22 protein-coding genes and 1 pseudogene are annotated in these 16,623 nt (G+C 41.9%); 2 read left to right on the top strand and 21 right to left on the bottom strand.

Going from position 1 to position 16,623, the window contains the following annotated elements; translation table 11 throughout:
- From yqeK to MHB82_RS07830, 14 genes and pseudogenes are all read right to left on the bottom strand, one after another.
- Positions 1-621: a bis(5'-nucleosyl)-tetraphosphatase (symmetrical) YqeK gene (gene yqeK, locus MHB82_RS07895; protein ID WP_341174359.1), complete on the bottom strand. Its 621-nt coding sequence runs from the start codon at positions 619-621 to the stop codon at positions 1-3.
- A gap of 60 nt (positions 622-681) precedes the next feature.
- Positions 682-1,224 (bottom strand): GNAT family N-acetyltransferase, encoded by a 543-nt coding sequence (locus MHB82_RS07890; protein WP_341174358.1) that lies wholly within the window; start codon positions 1,222-1,224, stop codon positions 682-684.
- A 429-nt stretch (positions 1,225-1,653) separates the two neighbouring features.
- Positions 1,654-1,860: a GNAT family N-acetyltransferase gene (locus MHB82_RS07885; RefSeq protein ID WP_341174357.1), complete on the bottom strand. Its 207-nt coding sequence runs from the start codon at positions 1,858-1,860 to the stop codon at positions 1,654-1,656.
- 168 nt (positions 1,861-2,028) lie between these two features.
- A complete protein-coding gene (locus MHB82_RS07880) occupies positions 2,029-2,505 on the bottom strand; it encodes a GNAT family N-acetyltransferase (RefSeq protein WP_341174356.1) in 477 nt (158 codons plus the stop codon).
- A gap of 72 nt (positions 2,506-2,577) precedes the next feature.
- A complete protein-coding gene (locus tag MHB82_RS07875; RefSeq protein WP_341174355.1) occupies positions 2,578-3,012 on the bottom strand; it encodes a GNAT family N-acetyltransferase in 435 nt (144 codons plus the stop codon).
- 99 nt (positions 3,013-3,111) lie between these two features.
- Positions 3,112-3,852: pseudogene (locus tag MHB82_RS07870) on the bottom strand (class I SAM-dependent methyltransferase).
- Positions 3,849-4,223, bottom strand: a complete 375-nt coding sequence (locus MHB82_RS07865; protein WP_341174354.1) for a hypothetical protein — start codon at positions 4,221-4,223, stop codon at positions 3,849-3,851. The pseudogene MHB82_RS07870 and the gene MHB82_RS07865 overlap by 4 nt, the downstream one beginning before the upstream one ends.
- A 66-nt stretch (positions 4,224-4,289) precedes the next feature.
- A complete protein-coding gene (locus MHB82_RS07860; RefSeq protein WP_341174353.1) occupies positions 4,290-5,288 on the bottom strand; it encodes a serine hydrolase domain-containing protein in 999 nt (332 codons plus the stop codon).
- Positions 5,289-5,330: 42 nt separating this feature from the next.
- On the bottom strand, positions 5,331-5,873 hold the full coding sequence (locus MHB82_RS07855) for an AAA family ATPase (RefSeq protein WP_341174352.1): 543 nt from the start codon (positions 5,871-5,873) through the stop codon (positions 5,331-5,333).
- 32 nt (positions 5,874-5,905) lie between these two features.
- Complete coding sequence (locus MHB82_RS07850) at positions 5,906-6,328, bottom strand: NUDIX hydrolase (protein WP_341174351.1); 423 nt, start codon at positions 6,326-6,328, stop codon at positions 5,906-5,908.
- An 81-nt stretch (positions 6,329-6,409) separates the two neighbouring features.
- On the bottom strand, positions 6,410-6,937 hold the full coding sequence (locus MHB82_RS07845) for a hypothetical protein (RefSeq protein WP_341174350.1): 528 nt from the start codon (positions 6,935-6,937) through the stop codon (positions 6,410-6,412).
- 188 nt (positions 6,938-7,125) lie between these two features.
- A complete protein-coding gene (locus MHB82_RS07840; protein ID WP_445671225.1) occupies positions 7,126-7,707 on the bottom strand; it encodes a class I SAM-dependent methyltransferase in 582 nt (193 codons plus the stop codon).
- 105 nt (positions 7,708-7,812) lie between these two features.
- Positions 7,813-8,322, bottom strand: a complete 510-nt coding sequence (locus tag MHB82_RS07835; protein WP_341174349.1) for a hypothetical protein — start codon at positions 8,320-8,322, stop codon at positions 7,813-7,815.
- Between the two features lie 58 nt (positions 8,323-8,380).
- Positions 8,381-8,683 (bottom strand): winged helix-turn-helix transcriptional regulator, encoded by a 303-nt coding sequence (locus tag MHB82_RS07830; RefSeq protein WP_164764330.1) that lies wholly within the window; start codon positions 8,681-8,683, stop codon positions 8,381-8,383.
- A 329-nt stretch (positions 8,684-9,012) separates the two neighbouring features.
- Between MHB82_RS07830 and MHB82_RS07825 the strand changes: the two genes are divergently transcribed.
- Entirely contained in the window at positions 9,013-9,594 is a 582-nt protein-coding gene (locus MHB82_RS07825; RefSeq protein WP_341174347.1) for an NAD(P)H oxidoreductase, read from the top strand.
- A 90-nt stretch (positions 9,595-9,684) separates the two neighbouring features.
- Here MHB82_RS07825 and MHB82_RS07820 read toward each other — a convergent pair whose 3' ends face one another.
- The 7 genes from MHB82_RS07820 to MHB82_RS07790 form a co-directional block, all read right to left on the bottom strand.
- On the bottom strand, positions 9,685-10,326 hold the full coding sequence (locus MHB82_RS07820) for a FusB/FusC family EF-G-binding protein (RefSeq protein ID WP_341174346.1): 642 nt from the start codon (positions 10,324-10,326) through the stop codon (positions 9,685-9,687).
- Positions 10,327-10,594: 268 nt separating this feature from the next.
- Positions 10,595-10,972 carry a retropepsin-like aspartic protease gene (locus MHB82_RS07815; RefSeq protein ID WP_341174345.1) on the bottom strand — a complete coding sequence of 126 codons (378 nt, stop codon included), beginning with the start codon at positions 10,970-10,972 and terminating at the stop codon, positions 10,595-10,597.
- Positions 10,973-11,215 (bottom strand): hypothetical protein, encoded by a 243-nt coding sequence (locus MHB82_RS07810; RefSeq protein WP_341174344.1) that lies wholly within the window; start codon positions 11,213-11,215, stop codon positions 10,973-10,975.
- A gap of 122 nt (positions 11,216-11,337) precedes the next feature.
- A complete protein-coding gene (locus MHB82_RS07805) occupies positions 11,338-11,817 on the bottom strand; it encodes a stalk domain-containing protein (protein ID WP_341174343.1) in 480 nt (159 codons plus the stop codon).
- A gap of 136 nt (positions 11,818-11,953) precedes the next feature.
- Positions 11,954-12,643: a hypothetical protein gene (locus MHB82_RS07800; protein WP_341174342.1), complete on the bottom strand. Its 690-nt coding sequence runs from the start codon at positions 12,641-12,643 to the stop codon at positions 11,954-11,956.
- A 141-nt stretch (positions 12,644-12,784) separates the two neighbouring features.
- On the bottom strand, positions 12,785-13,657 hold the full coding sequence (locus MHB82_RS07795; protein ID WP_095360436.1) for a carbohydrate ABC transporter permease: 873 nt from the start codon (positions 13,655-13,657) through the stop codon (positions 12,785-12,787).
- An 18-nt stretch (positions 13,658-13,675) separates the two neighbouring features.
- Complete coding sequence (locus MHB82_RS07790) at positions 13,676-14,626, bottom strand: ABC transporter permease (RefSeq protein WP_095360536.1); 951 nt, start codon at positions 14,624-14,626, stop codon at positions 13,676-13,678.
- A 186-nt stretch (positions 14,627-14,812) separates the two neighbouring features.
- Here MHB82_RS07790 and MHB82_RS07785 point away from each other — a divergent pair, with 186 nt between their 5' ends.
- Positions 14,813-16,603 carry a cache domain-containing sensor histidine kinase gene (locus MHB82_RS07785; protein WP_341174341.1) on the top strand — a complete coding sequence of 597 codons (1,791 nt, stop codon included), beginning with the start codon at positions 14,813-14,815 and terminating at the stop codon, positions 16,601-16,603.
- Positions 16,604-16,623 lie beyond the last annotated feature (20 nt).

Here is a 16,623-nt window from a genome sequence, read left to right as displayed (position 1 = left end):
TTATCGATTCATTCCTATCAATTCTTCTCTCGCTTCTATAAGCCAGGGATGTACTAATTTAAGCTTGGAACGTTGTTCCCATACATGGTTCAGATAGATGAGTATTCCATCATTGAGTTTGGATTCATCTACTTTATCTCGTATCTCTTGCAGGTAACCATGCTCTCCTGGTAAATTCCAAGATATTTTGTCTGAAATGAAAAGTACTTTATCCAGTAAACTAGCTTGTGGTTTAAACGTGGTATGACATTCGATTGCACTTAGTATTTCTTGATCGTTGATATGAAATATTTCTTTTGCCATAGCTTTGGATAACTTCTGGTGAATGATTCTATCATATTTATATTCTTCATCCATGATTTCGATCGATAATGCCTTGGCCAGATTTAACATTTCACTAATTGGAACCACATTACTAATATCATGTAATAACCCCGCTTGTTCTGCCTTTTCAGGGTCGGCTCCAAATAATCCAGCTACTCGTTTGGCTTCTACGGCAACGTCTAATGTGTGTTTCAGAGTTTCTTGATCATTATGTGCTTCGAAGAAAGAATGAATATTTTGACTTAGATCACTGGATAATTCCACATTCAATACATATGGCTTAAGAATTGGATTCATGTTTTGACCACCTATACGTTAATTTAGCTAACAGTCCCATCCCTACATGATTAGTGACATTTACCGATTCCAATCACTCGATAACATGCTATATGTAACAATATTCTCATAATGATCATGAAGCCATTGCGCTTCTCTAGAAATCCCTTCATTAGTGAAACCAACCTGTTCTGGTATCGATCTGCTTTTAGGGTTAGTTTCTGCACATTGTATAATTACACGATTTAATTTCATCTCATTGAATAAGACATCAAGTAGCCTTGTGATGCTTTTGGTAATAATCCCTTGACCTTCCGCAGACGCCGCTAAAAAATATCCAATACTAGTTACTTTATTCTTCCAATCAATATAATGTAATGCAATCATTCCAACCAGTTTACCATCGAACCACAAGCCAGCATCAATGCCGTTTTGATCTTCATAATTTTGTTTCCACATCTCTATTACTGGATCTAAATCTTCTGGGGATTGTCGCTTATCCACCCATAGCAACCATTCTCGAAGATGCATTCTGTTCTCATCAATTATTGTGTACAATTCATCTCTTTCTTGCGGTTGAATTAAATTGATTACTATCGATTCATTCACTTGAAACGGAAACAAATTAATCCCTCCATCAACATCAATCTAGGGTCTGCCTTTAAGTTTCTCGATACCAGCTCCGTATGTATTTTGTTCTGTGTTTCCCCGCCAGTAAACAAAAATACACCTCAACCTGAGACTTCTCTTAATCTTAGGTTAGGCGTTTGTGGTTCAAACTTTATTTTATTCCATTTTTATACATATATCAACCAAGAACTTGAACTTCTAAATACGACTAAATTGTAGCTGTTTAGATCCACCCAATCATTTTCAACGTGCCACAATACGTTGCGAATATGTCCATTCAAATCTCTAGCTTCATCTGTATAGTTATTATCCTTTTTCCATCTTCTAATTTCGTTATTCTCATATCAATGGGTTTAAATCCATGCTTGTGATAGAATGCGAGCCCTCTTGAATTTGTGCTATGACATGATAATAATAAATTCTTTACTCTATAAATCGATTTAGCTTCATTACCATCGTCTCTAATAAATACGAAGAAGCACCTTGTCCTCTAAAACGCTTGGATACAATAACGTTGCCTAGCCAACACACATCGTCTTTATAATTATACAAATTGGCATAGGCTATAACTTGATCTGACTCTTTATGAACTATAACGGTAGGTTCGTATCGATTCTCAAGAAGTTTCACTATCTGATCTGGTGTTAGCGGATATTTAAATTGTGGACTAACATAAAACAATTCTTCATCTGACTGAGGGAAAGAGCTTATATCTTTTAAATCGTCATTTATTAAAGACCTATAGGAATAGATGAATTCTATCTCCTTTCTCGTTTTGAATAATTCTCGAGTCTTTTTTTACACATTCTTCTTAATATAGCTCATCGAAATGAACTCTAATTCCTTCTCTTCATACTTGCTCATAAAATGTGTTTCTTTCATAAACCCAATCCGCTCATACACCTTGATAGCTCTCTCATTAAAAGCTGCAACGACTAATTGATACTCTCGATCACTAAATTGATTGTTCAAAAAGGAAAGAAATTCTGTTAGGAACCCCTGACCTTTGCCGTTTCCCGCCAAGTCAGGCTTTAACCCTAAACCAATGTCCAACTTCCTCAGATCAGTATAGATGCCCGCTGCATATCCGCCTGGGACCCGTGCTGATTCGCCTGCGCATATAAAACCAATTAGATCATCATGTTCATCTAACGCGTAATAATATTCTTCATTCATCAACTCCAAAATGCTGTCCTCACTACTATCCATGTTATACATTGAATACGGATATTCGTACTGCCACTTTGAAATCTGCAAGGCTCTATCCTTGGTCATGGGGTAAAAATGGTAACGTGGCACTTTTCAACCCGCCTTCCTTTAGTAAAAATTAAGTACACTGCTGAAAATTCACTTCAATTCCTTAGCAAATACGAATTCATCCTCCGGGTCATAACCTGCTTTTTCATATGTTTTTATCGCCTTAGCATTCTTATTTCCTGTCAAAATTTTGATGTGTTTCACTCCTGAATGATTAAAAATCCCTTCCAGTCGTTCAATCATCATTCCGGCCAATCCATTCCTGCGTGCAGATTCTTGTATGTACATTTCAGTGATCTCAGCCTGATGCTCTGCATAGCAAAACGATTTATAGATCTGTCCGCATGCAAATCCAACGACTCGCTCTTCCATTACAGCTACTACAATAACTTCTCTTCCATTAAAAAGGTCCGTATCTACCTCTTCCCGGCTTCGGCGAACTCCATTAAATTGATCATTCAATTCTATTAAAAATGGTACATCTTCTTTCACAGCTTCACGAACGAGCAAACTAGGAATGGACAATGAAATACCTCCTTCATGTTATAGAACTGGGACTATCATTCATCACTAATAAGATTGGTCATTTGGGCTTATGTCCATTAAGTTGCTCCCTGACCAAGATCACAAGGAACATTCAAACACATGAAAATAGGTGCCTTCCCCATATCCGTCTTTCACTTCATGCAAATGAATATGTTGAAATCCATTTGTCTTAAGAATGTCTTCAAACTCCTTCATATCATACAATCAAAGTGGGAAGTTCATCACCTCGGTCTTTTCGATTTTGTCGTCTTTGACTAACTCATATTTCAGCTCCGTTACGAGCAAGGATTGCTCTTTGCGATACTGAACTTTTTTGGATAAAACAATTAATTCATGGTTAACAATCTTCCGATCCGTTTCTCTCCATTCTGGAATTTCTTCCACGTCGTTCCCTTTTAACATAATCGTCAATAGAAGTTTCCCTTCAGCCTTAAGCGCAGATTGCAGATTGGCCAGGCTTTGGTTCACTAATTCACTGGGAAGCAGCGAGAACGATCCAAATGGGATCATAATCAAATCGAACTGGTCGGAGCTTACGAAATCTTCAATCTTTTGATAATATACATGAGGCTTCAGATTTAATCGCTCACCTTTTTCTTTACATACCTTAAGCATATCTTCGGATATATCGAATCCCTCTATTTGTATTTCACGCTGCATAAAAGGGATCAGCATTCTACCATTTCCACACATGGGTTCAAGCACACGCATATCTGTTCTGTCAACAAACGAAAGGTAAAAATCAAGCTCTCTGCCTTCCGCTAACGATTTGTCGCTTTCATATATCTTCGTACAAAGTTCTCCATAATAACTGTTCACTGGTGTTCCTCCTTCATTAGATCATCCATCGCCTGAACAGCCAGTTCCAATGCTTGTATTCTCCTTATTAGAAGAGTTCTCTGAGGACTGCCTTCCTTAGCCTTAGCAAGTGAGTTGTCAATGGTTGGCATTAAACCCGTAAGAACACTGCGAGCTTCAGTCAGATCTCCCAGGGTATATGAATGAGGTTTGTGTTGCCACACATGTTCAAGCATGGATAAACCAATACGGAGAGCATTGAGTCTCTTTTCTATTAAAGTTGTATTTGCCCCTTTCAGAGTCATCTGAGCCAGGGCATTTTCGGATTTAAGGATGGTTGATTGGAGGGATTGTATGGATTGCAATTGAATTCGTTCTGATACGTTTTCCATATAGGGCTGTCCTCCTTTCGCCGCTGTCTATATCCTTGTATGATTCTGTAGATCAACTTTCAGGGATTATAGATCTTGGGCGCATTTGTTAACCAGATTTCCAAATGTTTTGATATCCTCTAGATAATCATATCCTGCTGGATTGGGTGTGGTTTGATTATACATTCTTACTGCTACCGTTCTATACTTCGGAATGACAAGGCAGGCACAGCCGGTGATGCCCAAGGATTGAAAAGAACCGGATGGAAGCTCATCCCCAAGTTCCGTCATAGCACGCGGCTCATCCTGCACAAACCAAAAGAAACCATTTCTCGGTAATTGGTGTTCGAGATCTGGAGGACTAATGATTGTCGTCGCTTGCTCAAAGACTTCTCTCGGCACTATTTGCTGCCCATGCATGTCGCCCTTTTTCAAATGCAAATAACCCCAGTAGGCCAATTCCTTGGTACTCACAAATAAGTTGGCTTCATCGCCTTGATTATCGTTATATTGTTCATTGAGGAGCCAAACTAACTTTTCATTCGGTTCCTTTCTCCAACCGGTATGACTAAAACTCATGGGCGTAAATACACGTTCTTCAAGTAGTTGAGATAGTGGCATATGATATAATTTTTGAATGATCTTAATGAGCAAATTGACTCCAACATTATTGTATTTCCAGTCCGTTCCTGGCAAAAACAATCGATGATGCAGATCACCTAAACCATGGGTGTGTGTTAGCAGATGTCTTATCGTTGTGTTTCCCACTGCCACTGTATCCACATCATCCAAATAGTCGGCAACATCATCATCTATGCTGCAAATCTTTCCTTCATATAAGGCAAGACTAATGGCAAGTCCTAAATATGTCTTTCGAACCGATGCCACATGAAATTGAGATTCCTCATCCACTAATCGACTGCCTGTGGATTCGGTATGTACTCCTGAGTACCATTCATTCACGATTCGGTCATGATGAATAATGCAGGTTGCAGCTGCTGTAGCAGATAGCTCGTTTTTAACCCGTAAAACATAATCATTCAGTTCCTTGAATGTTGTATTCTCCGTTTTCTGTAAGTTGAGCAAGGAGACTCACACCACCATTCTTCACTTTTATCTATCAGTTAACTAGGTATGATTATGATGTTGATCTATCTTCCGCAATATGATATCTACAACCTCACTGGTCTCAAGATGATCCGTTCTCAGGTGTATTCCAAACTTATCATCCTTCAGAGCATGAACAACCTTCGGCGCTTGTTGATACTGCCAGCCTCCAAATTCATCTCCGCGTTTAGCTAACCGCTTGTATAGCGTTTCTTCAGTAGCCACTAGCGAAAAATGATATAACTCTTCGTCAATGGCTTTGAATCCGTTATAGATGTGGTTAAAGTTCTCTTCTTTATAAATAGTCATGGGAACGATTAGGTGTTTGTTATATTTCCGCCTTACTTCTACAGCCGTCTTCACAGTTAGGACTCTCCATAGTTCGATATCTTGAAAATCATCCGTACGCTCATTCTCTTCCCGGCATTCCTCCGGAATGAGTTTTCTGATCATATACCCTATTTCTTCAGGGTCGTATATCATACTATTGTTGATCAAGGGCTGGAGCATCTTTGCTGCCGACGTTTTGCCCGAACCGAACGCTCCATTAATCATAACGATCATATGATCACTCCTTTTTTAGAAGTTTAACCGCATTACTTTCTCCCTTGGTCATAATGAGGAATCCATTTTCCTTCGACTAAACTCCGTATGCCATCCGTATAATACGGCATTAGCTCATCAGCCTTATCCACATCCATCCAGGCAATTTCAGATATTTCATGAGGCCTGATAAGCTCTAACCTTCCTCCAATGACCTCAGCTCTAAACGTGAAGAAGATGGCATGTTCCTGCTTTTTCTCAAATATACATTCATTGATGGCAATGATCCCATGGACTCTTACATCAAGACCTGTTTCTTCTTTGGCTTCTCTGATGGCTGCTTGATCCAATGTTTCCTCCTTTTCCACCGCGCCACCAGGCAGCGACCAACTAGCATTGCCTTTATTCTTGACCATTAGAATCTTGGATGAGGTATCATCCAGGATTAATGCATAGACTACGTCAACTCGTCTCATTGAGTTCTCTCCTTTCGAGATGGTTTAGATCTTTATTTAATTCGCAGTAGCTGGTCTAGTATGATTGCTTCTTCAAAATACTTAATAACGCTCTTCAAATCTCTTCATCCACCAATTCCTGTTCAATAAATAATCAATTTTAACTGGCATGATCATAAATTGTTCATTCACTTCAATGGGTTCTCTTAAACCTGTATACACCAAATCAATATCTAACTTAAAAGGTTTGATTTTTCTTCCAACCTGACTTTCGAATTCCTGTACAAAAGACAAAAGATTCGGCGCACCTTCCCAGTAGTGCATCGCCGCTTGGCCGCCTGCAGGCATGTTCCACCATTTAATAAAAGAAGGCCACATATGGATTAGAACAGCCCTCACATCCTTATCTACCATTGAAAACTCAGGGGGATCCAAAATCAAACTTCTCTGGACTCCACTTTTAATCAGTCCTTTATTATAGACACATTGTTTCCATAGCTCATTCCACTGCCCTTTGAACTTTTCATTAATTCGTCCACCATTAGAAAATTGACTCCCAGGCCACGTACCTTCTCCGAATTCATCTGTCAACAGTCCATGTGCACTTGCCACAAACATAAGAAAATTCAAGTCATAATCTCCTGATATGCAAATGGTCCATGTATTGTTCACTCTGGTTATTTCCTCTCTGTCATAGAAATTGTAATGACTACGCTTACAAATTCTTCGTGCTACTAATTTCTCCTATTAACCAAAATCCCTGTGCTGGAAGTGAGCCGTAGTCTGAAGTAGAAAACTAGTTTAGAGCATCTCTTTCATCAGATACCCTGCACTTTTTTAGCATCAACAATTAATGATACAAATCCCAAATTTCCATTCTGATTCCGATGGTCAAATCTCTTAGATCTGTAGATAAATCCATTTTCAGGGTTCCAATTTGTAAAATAAAACTTCCCATCTTCATCACAATATTCTAACAACTCTACTTCAAAGCCTGCCTCCTCGAACAAATTAGTTATCGTGTTATAATTATGTACTATCTTATGACTTGCAGCCGGGTGATCTAGGGGGCCAGGCCCTCCAATCTTGACAATGTTCTGATACTCTTTATTCTGAAAATATCCATCAGGAACTGCACAACGGATATAACCGTTCGTTTTTAAATATTTATAACAAATCTTCGCAGCTTGAACTCCCTCCTCATAAGTCAAATGCTCCCATACATGTTCTGATAAAATTGCTTCAATCCTTCGTTCCTTAAAACTATCTTCCCAGTCTACTAATCGTAGCAAATCCAATTCTTCCTTTTGTGTCTGCATCCATCCTTGATATTTCTGTGATGAAGCACCTATGATGATCTTAATTGTTTCTGTCGGCGCTAGATGGGAAATATCTATCATTATGTATGGCCTCCTTTAAATTATCCAAATTAACACATAGCTTATATCGCATTGGAGTCATTAAATATCTTCTCACTAACAGAGGACGGCAACTGGATTTAGTTTTTAATTTGAAGCGTAAACTTTTTTAATTTGGGATGAGAATTTAGCTGCACCTGGAATTCGTGTGCGTTTGAAATATCCGGTTAACAGCTTGGGATGATTTTTGACCAGATCATATTCAATAACGGTGTCAGCGATGACTGATCTCGTAAAACCCAAAATCTCGACTACTTCAGATTTATCCCCCTCATCAAGCTCCTCTCCTTCCCGAAATTCCCCGTCCGGGTCATCGTCCAGCTGCTCACTGAATGTTAGACGAGCAACAACATAAGACATGATATGTTCCTTATCTTGGGTCAATTGCTCCAAGATCCACTGAACGCATTCTTCCTCTGTTGGAGACGAGATGCCGAAGCCGTGCAGAGTATACATCCGTTCTCTAAAGGAATCCATTAAGAACTCTGCTTCATAACTGGCATGTTCAACAAACTTGATATCTGGTTTAAGCTGAACAAGTTCAGCCGTAACCTTTTTGTACCAATCGCTTGTTAGGAATTCTTCTATTGTTTTCATTACTTCATTCCCCTTTCCCGTCCCCTGCTTGTATTTAACTCTTCAACACACCGTAGCTTCAAAATTCCTCCAATACCTTGGACTTATCCCCGTAAACCTTATCCAGATGCTCTTCCCCCCAGTAACACAAATGGTCCAAGGCTGGTTTTAATCCCCAACCGTAGTCTGTTAACTCATACTCCACTCTAGGGGGAACCTCCGAATAGACTTTTCTTTGCACAATTTCGTCTTTTTCCAAGCCTCTTAGCTGCGTCGTCAGCATCTTTTGCGTAATTTCAGGTATCAGCTTCCTAAGCTCGGATGAGCGTTTTCTTCCTGTCATCAAGTGGTAAATAATCAGAGGCTTCCATTTTCCGCCCATCACTTCCAAAGCCGCCTCGACACCTACTTTATACTTTTTGGGAGCGCCAGCTTCACGATCTTCTGTCAACTTATATCTCTCCTTCATCAGACTATATCCAAAGACTACAACCAAGGTAAAAACATAGCTATTTCCTTCATTTATGTCTATTATTCCAGCCCAAAATAAGGCTCAATTTCAGGGTACTTTCATGTTCCTATAGCACTTCAATCTTCCTATAGAACTTCAAAGTGCGTTCTTCCAGAATATATCCATCTCTGTTTATAATAGCATCAGCCATGAAGTGTGGCTACCAAACAAGCGCTGTAGAAAGGTCGTGAAATATAATCATGAACGTATTAGTTGTTGTGTCTCATCCAAGAAAGGATTCCCTTACATTTCAGGCCGCCGATCGATTTGTGCAAGGTCTTACTGAGGCTGGTCACGATGTTGAGATATTGGATTTACATGGGATTGGCTTCGATCCTATTCTCCGAGGCATGGATGAACCTGATTACACCCAACCGAATCAAATGTTTTCCCCTGAGGTTAAAACGGAGATGGAGCGATTGAAGAAGCATGATGCTGTGGCTTTTGTGTTTCCTCTCTGGTGGTGGCATCTGCCAGCCATGCTGAAAGGGTATGTGGATCGTGTCATGAACAACGGATTTGCCTACGGTTCGAACAAGCTTCACCATCAGAAAATCACGTGGATCGCGCTTGCAGGCGTGACCGAAGAACAGATGAAGAAGCGAAACTACGATGAATCGATCACGAACCTGCTCAATGTGGGGATTGCAGATTACTGCGGCGTCCCTAACTCCAGCGTTGAATTTCTGTATGAGACGTTAGATGCCAAGCCCGAACATTATGAGAACCTGCTTAACCAGGCGCATCAGTTGGGCGTAAATTATGATAAGGACATACGCTAACCATACGTTAGTCGGGTAATCGAAATGAGAGGCTCATGTATAATCAAACCAAAAAGGTCGCTCCGGAGAGCGACCCTGTCTGTTTAAGTGTTATTTTACTGTCGAAAGAAGAAACTTCTCCAGCATGGTGAGGTCGGTAATGCTATTGTTGCAAGCCGCGCTATCCATGCATACGTACTGGCCAATGGAAGCAAAGTTATCCGGCGAGTGACCCTTCGTCTTCACGTTGAAGAATCCAAGCTCCTGATGTCGATTACAGAACATGCAGTACCCCTTCTTGTTCGTAGCCGTAATCCGTCCCTCGATGCCGAGAAACTTCTCTTCGTACGGGTACACAATGAACAGGCGATTGGTAGCAATATCCGTCCATCTCAGATAGGTCGTACGTGCGTAATCGACCGTTTCCAGATCGGGCAGTTTGAGTTTCTTCGCCTTCGGAAATAGCTTCTGAATCTGCTTCGCCGACACTTGTGGGAATGGAATCAGATGTGCTTCGAGCCGATTCAGATATGACTGCAGTTCATGTGCTGTGTCATAAGTGGATAACTGCTCCAGCAGTTGCTTCTGATCCGAAGTGAGTTCATTGAAGATGCCGACTGCATTCGTCCCGACTGTGTAACGGACAGTTTCTAATACTTTTCGATCCACGACCGAGCGCAGCGTTTTGAGCAGGAAATCAGCTTGTTTTTGAATATAATTAAATTGATGATTGTGGATAAATGGTGTTTGCATGGCTTTCAGCCCCTTATTTTTATTGGTAAAACAAATAAGGTGCAAAGCCCGCGGGATGATACGTTATGTTTCACTCAGGGCGATCGAAGTTCTTCTCATCGCGCCCTACACAAAGTCCGCCCCTAACAGGCTTTGCGTAAGGCCTTTCTAGCGAACGAGCAATCCGGCGCTGCCAATATTGCCACGGTATAACCCCCAATGCAATAGATATACCGGAATTATAACAGGACTGGGACTGTATGGGCAACGGGATTCGTTATTCTTCATTTCAAACATGATGCAGTCTAAAGTTTACTAAATCTATATGGAATTCGCCTTTTATAAGTATGTCGAGCCCTAATAAACCATTAATGTTATGATATCTAAATGAAGTGAAATCTAGCGGAATATCTTTTATAATAAAATCGCCTACCTGTATTCCCTCAACCCGCTTGCTAAAGGCATGCTCCTTACCACCTATTCCATAACTTGTTATGATCTCATCCTCTGCTCCAACAACAATTCCAATATCATCCACTTCATCTTGTGCGATCAAAGTATGGCTTGCTCCTGTATCAATGACAATATTATCAATACATTTTTTTGTTCCATTATAAAGGACTGCTACTTCCGTAAAAAGCAGTCCCTCTCTATATTCAATCTTCATTTATAAGTTTCTCCTTAGACCTACATTCTTCCGTACCTTAACAATAACTGTGTCTTTGGAGGTATGGTAGACTAAGGTGTTATCTCGGCTATTTAACAATTCACGGGTAGCTTCCTCATCGCTTACAGGACTAATTACAGCGACCTCATTTATAACTTCTTGACTCTCTGTCTCTTCAGAATGAAGGATTTCAAACTTCACAAACTGGTTTGGGAAAATCTGCTGAACCTCTTGCCATTTCACATGCATCCCTCCAATCTTTCTGATGGTTTTATTATACCATGCAGTACATCGCAGCACTTACCGGAATTTAACTTAGTATCTCTATATTCACAAGTAAATGCTGATCTTTCTTTCAACATCTACTAATTCTTCGTAGTTATTTGAACCACGTTTTGACCGTTATTGGATTCCCAATGGATCTCTTTACCATATGCTTCACTAATGGCTCTTAGCGGTAAATAAACTCTTCCATCCACCATTATGGTTTTACTCTTTAATTCAATTTGCTTGTCGAACTCGGTAAAATGGCTCTCTCCCACCTTGAAGGTTAACCTTGGCTTGGGGTAATCATCTATGTCTACATATGCAAAAGTTACACTTTTAGCTTTGTTATCCCACCATATCCCTTTACCAGGCACAGCGAAATCTAGCACACTAACGATATAGACTGGCGAAACCAGTATATGACCTGCAGAGATGATATAATCAGTTCCTTCTACTAAGTGGAAGGTCTGTTCGTCAATCTTTACCTCAATCGAGTTTTGGTGAGATTCGGCACTTATTGAATTGGCACTAGTGATAAATAGAAAAATCGCAAAGATGAATAATATTGATTTTTTCATTCTATGATCTCCTCAAATTTAGTGAGTTTTCCTGACTTCGCTTAACTTACTCGTATTCACGAGATATCCCGCAATGTCTAGTGAGTCCAGCCCTCTTCTTCATACCTCAAAATTTTCCGCTCAAGATATCCATACACTACTTTATTGCACTAGTAAAACTCGCTTTAAAAATAAGATCATATACATTTGTATATGAATCGTAATACTCAAGTGCCTGTTTTCTTGCTTGATAGAAAGACTTCAACTTTTCCTTGTCTCCAGTATCGACATAAGCTATTAACTCATGCACTGCTTTTTTGTATGCTTCCACACTTTCCCTGACAGGAGAAAAATCAAAAGAATTATAGTCCAATACAGGAGTAAAGTTATCCGGACTAATTGCGACATTCGATCCAGCTTCCTCAATGAACTCATGTAATCTTGAGAAGTCTGATGGCTCTTCTAATATCACTTTGCCCAATATATTAACTACTTCTTGGTCGATCTTGTTGAATCTAGTTGTAAATACATGATTGAAAACATGCATTTCCATTAAATTTTTCGTGTAGTGAAAATAGCTATTCACCAAATGAAGCGTTGAGTTTTTATACTCTACCGAAAACCTCGCACTTCGAAGGACAGTGGCCGGGATGTACACACGATTATCGATGAGTTTGGCTTCAGTACCTGCTTGAGTCTTTATTTCTTTTTCATTAAGTACGATGTCGATCTTTTTTGTTGCACTTGTAGCTGTAAAAGCCATGGATCCGCTTAATAATACACAAGCAAGAGTAACAACCATCATCTTCTTCACTTCGTACACATCCCTTATTAGTGAATAACTCACGCTCGAAACCCCTCCCATAATACCATTTAATTCAAATAAAGGTAATTACATCTTTTTCACACTAAAAGAGAGTCACCTCCCTGGCCTGAGGCCAGTTCAGCAACTCCCTTTTCACAACCCTATTCCATCCGCTCCAAGCGGCTACTCCTTCACAGCCCCCACCACAATCCCCGTTACAAAGTACCGTTGCAGGAACGGATATACGAGCAGGATCGGCAGTGCACTAATAAAAATCTGGGACGCCCGAATGGTTCGCTGCGACAGGTTCGCAATCGCTTCCGGATCAAGCTTCGTCATGTCGGCCTGCACGATGATCGTTTGCATAAACGTCGCGAGCGGCAGCTTTTCCGAATCACGGATATAGATGATCCCGTCAAAATATGCGTTCCAATGACCAACCATCATGAAGAGAGAAACGGTGGCGATAACAGGCACGGAGACAGGCAGATAGATTTTGATGAACGACTGAAAGTGTCCTGCTCCATCGATAAATGCAGCCTCCTCCAGATCCTTCGGCACCGTACGGAAGAAATTCAGCAGCAGGATGATATTGAATACCGCCACGAGTCCCGGCAGAATGAGTGCCCACAATGTGTTCATCAGCCCGAGCTTCAGAATGAGGATATACCCCGGAATGAGACCTCCGCTGAACAGCATCGTGACAACAAAATACCACAGATAGATGTTACGTGCCCGGAACACACGTGTCTCCTTGGAGAGCGCATAGGCAGCAATCGTATTCACGATGAGCGCAAGCCCAGTTCCCAGCACCGTCCGCTCCACGGACACCCACAGGGAGGACAGGAAATTGGCGTTATCGAACGTCTTGGCATATGCTTCGAGCGTAAATCCAATCGGCCAGAACGTCACCAGACCGGCATTCGCAGGTGCGGACGCGCTGAGCGATACCATCAGCAAGTGATATAGAGGCAGCAGGCAGAGCAGCGAAAGGATGGTCAGGAACACATTATTGAAGATGCTGAATATGCGATAGGGCAGCGTTTTATGATACATGGCTCGTCATCATCCTTTCTAGAAAATTCGGTATCCGGCGAATCGGTAGGCCAGTCGGTAAGAGATCACGATGAGAATCAGACTGATGACCGATTTGAACAGATTCACCGCAGTAGCGAAACTGAACTGCCCACTCAGCAGACCTTCACGATACACGAACGTATCGATGATATCCGCTTGCTGGTAGATTAATGGACTATATAAGTTGAAGATTTGGTCGAAGTTGGCGTTAAGCACATTCCCCAGTGCCAGTGTGGCGATTACGATTCCGATAGGAATCAGCGCCGGGATGGTGATATAGATCGTCTGCTTCCATCGTCCCGCCCCATCCACTTCAGCTGCTTCGTACAGTGACGGATTAATGCCGGACAATGCCGCAAGGAAGATAATCGTGTTGAAACCAAACTCTTTCCAAACATCACTCGCAATGATCGTAAATCGGAACCAGTTGCCATCCCCCAGGAAGAAAATCGGCTTGATGCCGAACACCGAGACAAGGAACTGATTGAGAATACCCGTCTGTGCCAGAATATCGATCAGGATACCGGACAGCGTTACCCAGGACAAGAAGTGTGGCAGATACACGAGTGTCTGAATGGTTCTTTTCAGCGCCATCTTCCGTACCTCATTAAGCAATAGCGCGAAGACAAACGGTATGATCAGATTCATGATGATTTTGGAGCAGGCAAAGAACAGCGTGTTCCACGTAATCTGCAGGAAATAATCATTTTCCCACATATACCTGAAATGCTTCAGTCCCACCCATTCCGAACCCGCGAACCCAAGCGCAGGCTTGTAATCCTGAAATGCCATTAGAACTCCCGACATCGGAATATACGAAAAAATAAAAACCATAATGGCCGCCGGCAGCACCATGAAGTGCAGTACCCACGGCTGTTTGTAGCGTTTCTTTCTCTTCTGTTCCAGCTTGTTCCCCACATTCGCCTGTGGGACCCGTTGACCCTCCATTTTAGCCTCCATAGTGCCCTTCTCCTGTTCCCAAAAAAAGTTTTGTGTGTTAATGGGGTTCTCTGCTATAAATAGTATCAGGCCATTCTGAGCTCTGACTATATAACATTGTTAGGCCGGATAGGGTTTTGTTAGGAATCTGGTGAATACCAGTCTTTACAAACACCAATACGAAGGAGACTTTTTATGCATATATGGAAGCGCTTTATATTATTCGAAAAAAGGACCCGTTCCCGCTTCAGCCTGTTTGCAAAAATCAACTGTTTGATCGTGTTGCTGTTCATCCCCATTATTATCATGTATACCTACTCGAACAACGTCACCTATAACGTGGTCAGCAAAGAACTGCAGATCTCGAATACGAAACAGCTCACGTTTCTAGCCAGTCAGATCGATTCCCGCATTAATCAGATGATGGATTTCAGTCTGATCCTTTCAAGAGATCCCAATGTCCGCGCATTTAACGGTCTGAACATATGGGATGATCGGTATGATCAGATGCAGACCCGCTATGCCATTCAGGAGAAGATGGTGCTCCAATCTGGCGTCACGGATATATGGAACACCCGATATGCCGTATACTCGCAGCAGAATCAGGATGTTATCGCCAACTACAACCGCTCTTCCGGGTATGACGAGGATTACTTGAAACGTAATATGAGCGGACAATGGACATACGGGGATCAAGGGGCGGAATCGCAGGAGGGTATGCAGTCCTTTTACTGGTTTTACACCGATTCCTTGGCCCAACCGGGGATGTTGACCGGCAGCAATCTCGTCATTGAGGCCAGCTTCAGTTATGAGAACATTCAGAACATGCTCGATACGTACAAGGCAGGTGGGCAGGGAGATCCTTTCCTTTATCACAAGGGCAATGACCCCATTATGAATCGTAGTGCGGACAGTCAGTTATCGGAGGAACTTATTCAATATCTGGATACACTCTCCCTGGAGGATACTGCACAGGACGTTGTGAAACTGAATGGAAAAAAGTATCTGGTTAGCGCAGTCAAATCATCCTATCTGGATTGGCATTTGGTCGACGTGGTCCCACTGTATCAGATCCTGCAGCCGATTTCGCTCAGCCGAAATTTGTTCTACCTCTTTATGACGCTGCTGTTTGTAGTGGGTATATCCGCTTCGATTCTGCTGTACAGAAACATTCAATCTCCGATCAAAAAATTGATCCAGGGCCTGCGCCGCGTGCAGCGCGGTGACTATTCCGTACGGCTGCACAGCAAGGATCAGAATGAGTTCTCATTCCTGTTTCATCGATTCAATGATATGTCTCACCAGATTCAAGACCTGATCGAGAATGTATTCCATGAGAAAATCAGAGCCAAAGAAGCAACGCTGAAGCAGCTGCAGGCGCAGATCAATCCCCATTTTCTATATAACTGTCTTGGCTACATCATCAACATGGCTCAAATGAAGGACGAGCAGGCCGTCGTTTCCATGGCACATAATCTGAGTGCATATTATCGGTACACCACCCGCATGGAACGGGAGACGTCCTCGCTCCGGGACGAGATCAAGCTGCTCATCAACTATCTGGATATTCAAAAGCTGCGCAATGGACGAATTGAGTATCATATCGATATCCCTGAGGACATGCTTGCCCAGTCTGTACCGCGATTAATGCTTCAGCCGATGGTCGAGAATTCCGTTATACACGGTGTGGCGAAGTCCTATTCATCCGGGGAGATTCGCATTACCGGCGAGAGCGTGGATGGTTACGGCAAAATCTATATTGACGACGACGGCCCCGGCTTAAGTTCGGAACAGTACGATGCGCTGAACCTGAAAATGCAGGAGCCACTACAGGAGGAAATGGGCTGCGGCCTCTGGAATACGAACCAGCGAATCATGCATCTGTTCGGCAGCCAGTCCCACCTTCAATTCGGCCCATCTCCACTTGGCGGATTCCGCACCGAAATCGTCTGGGAGATGCCGAAGGACGATACAAATTCTGAGTGAGATACCGACATTAATATAAG

The organism is Paenibacillus sp. FSL K6-2862 (genome assembly GCF_038005125.1).
GTDB lineage: Bacteria > Bacillota > Bacilli > Paenibacillales > Paenibacillaceae > Paenibacillus > Paenibacillus illinoisensis_A.
This window is presented reverse-complemented; position numbering and strand designations above follow the sequence as displayed.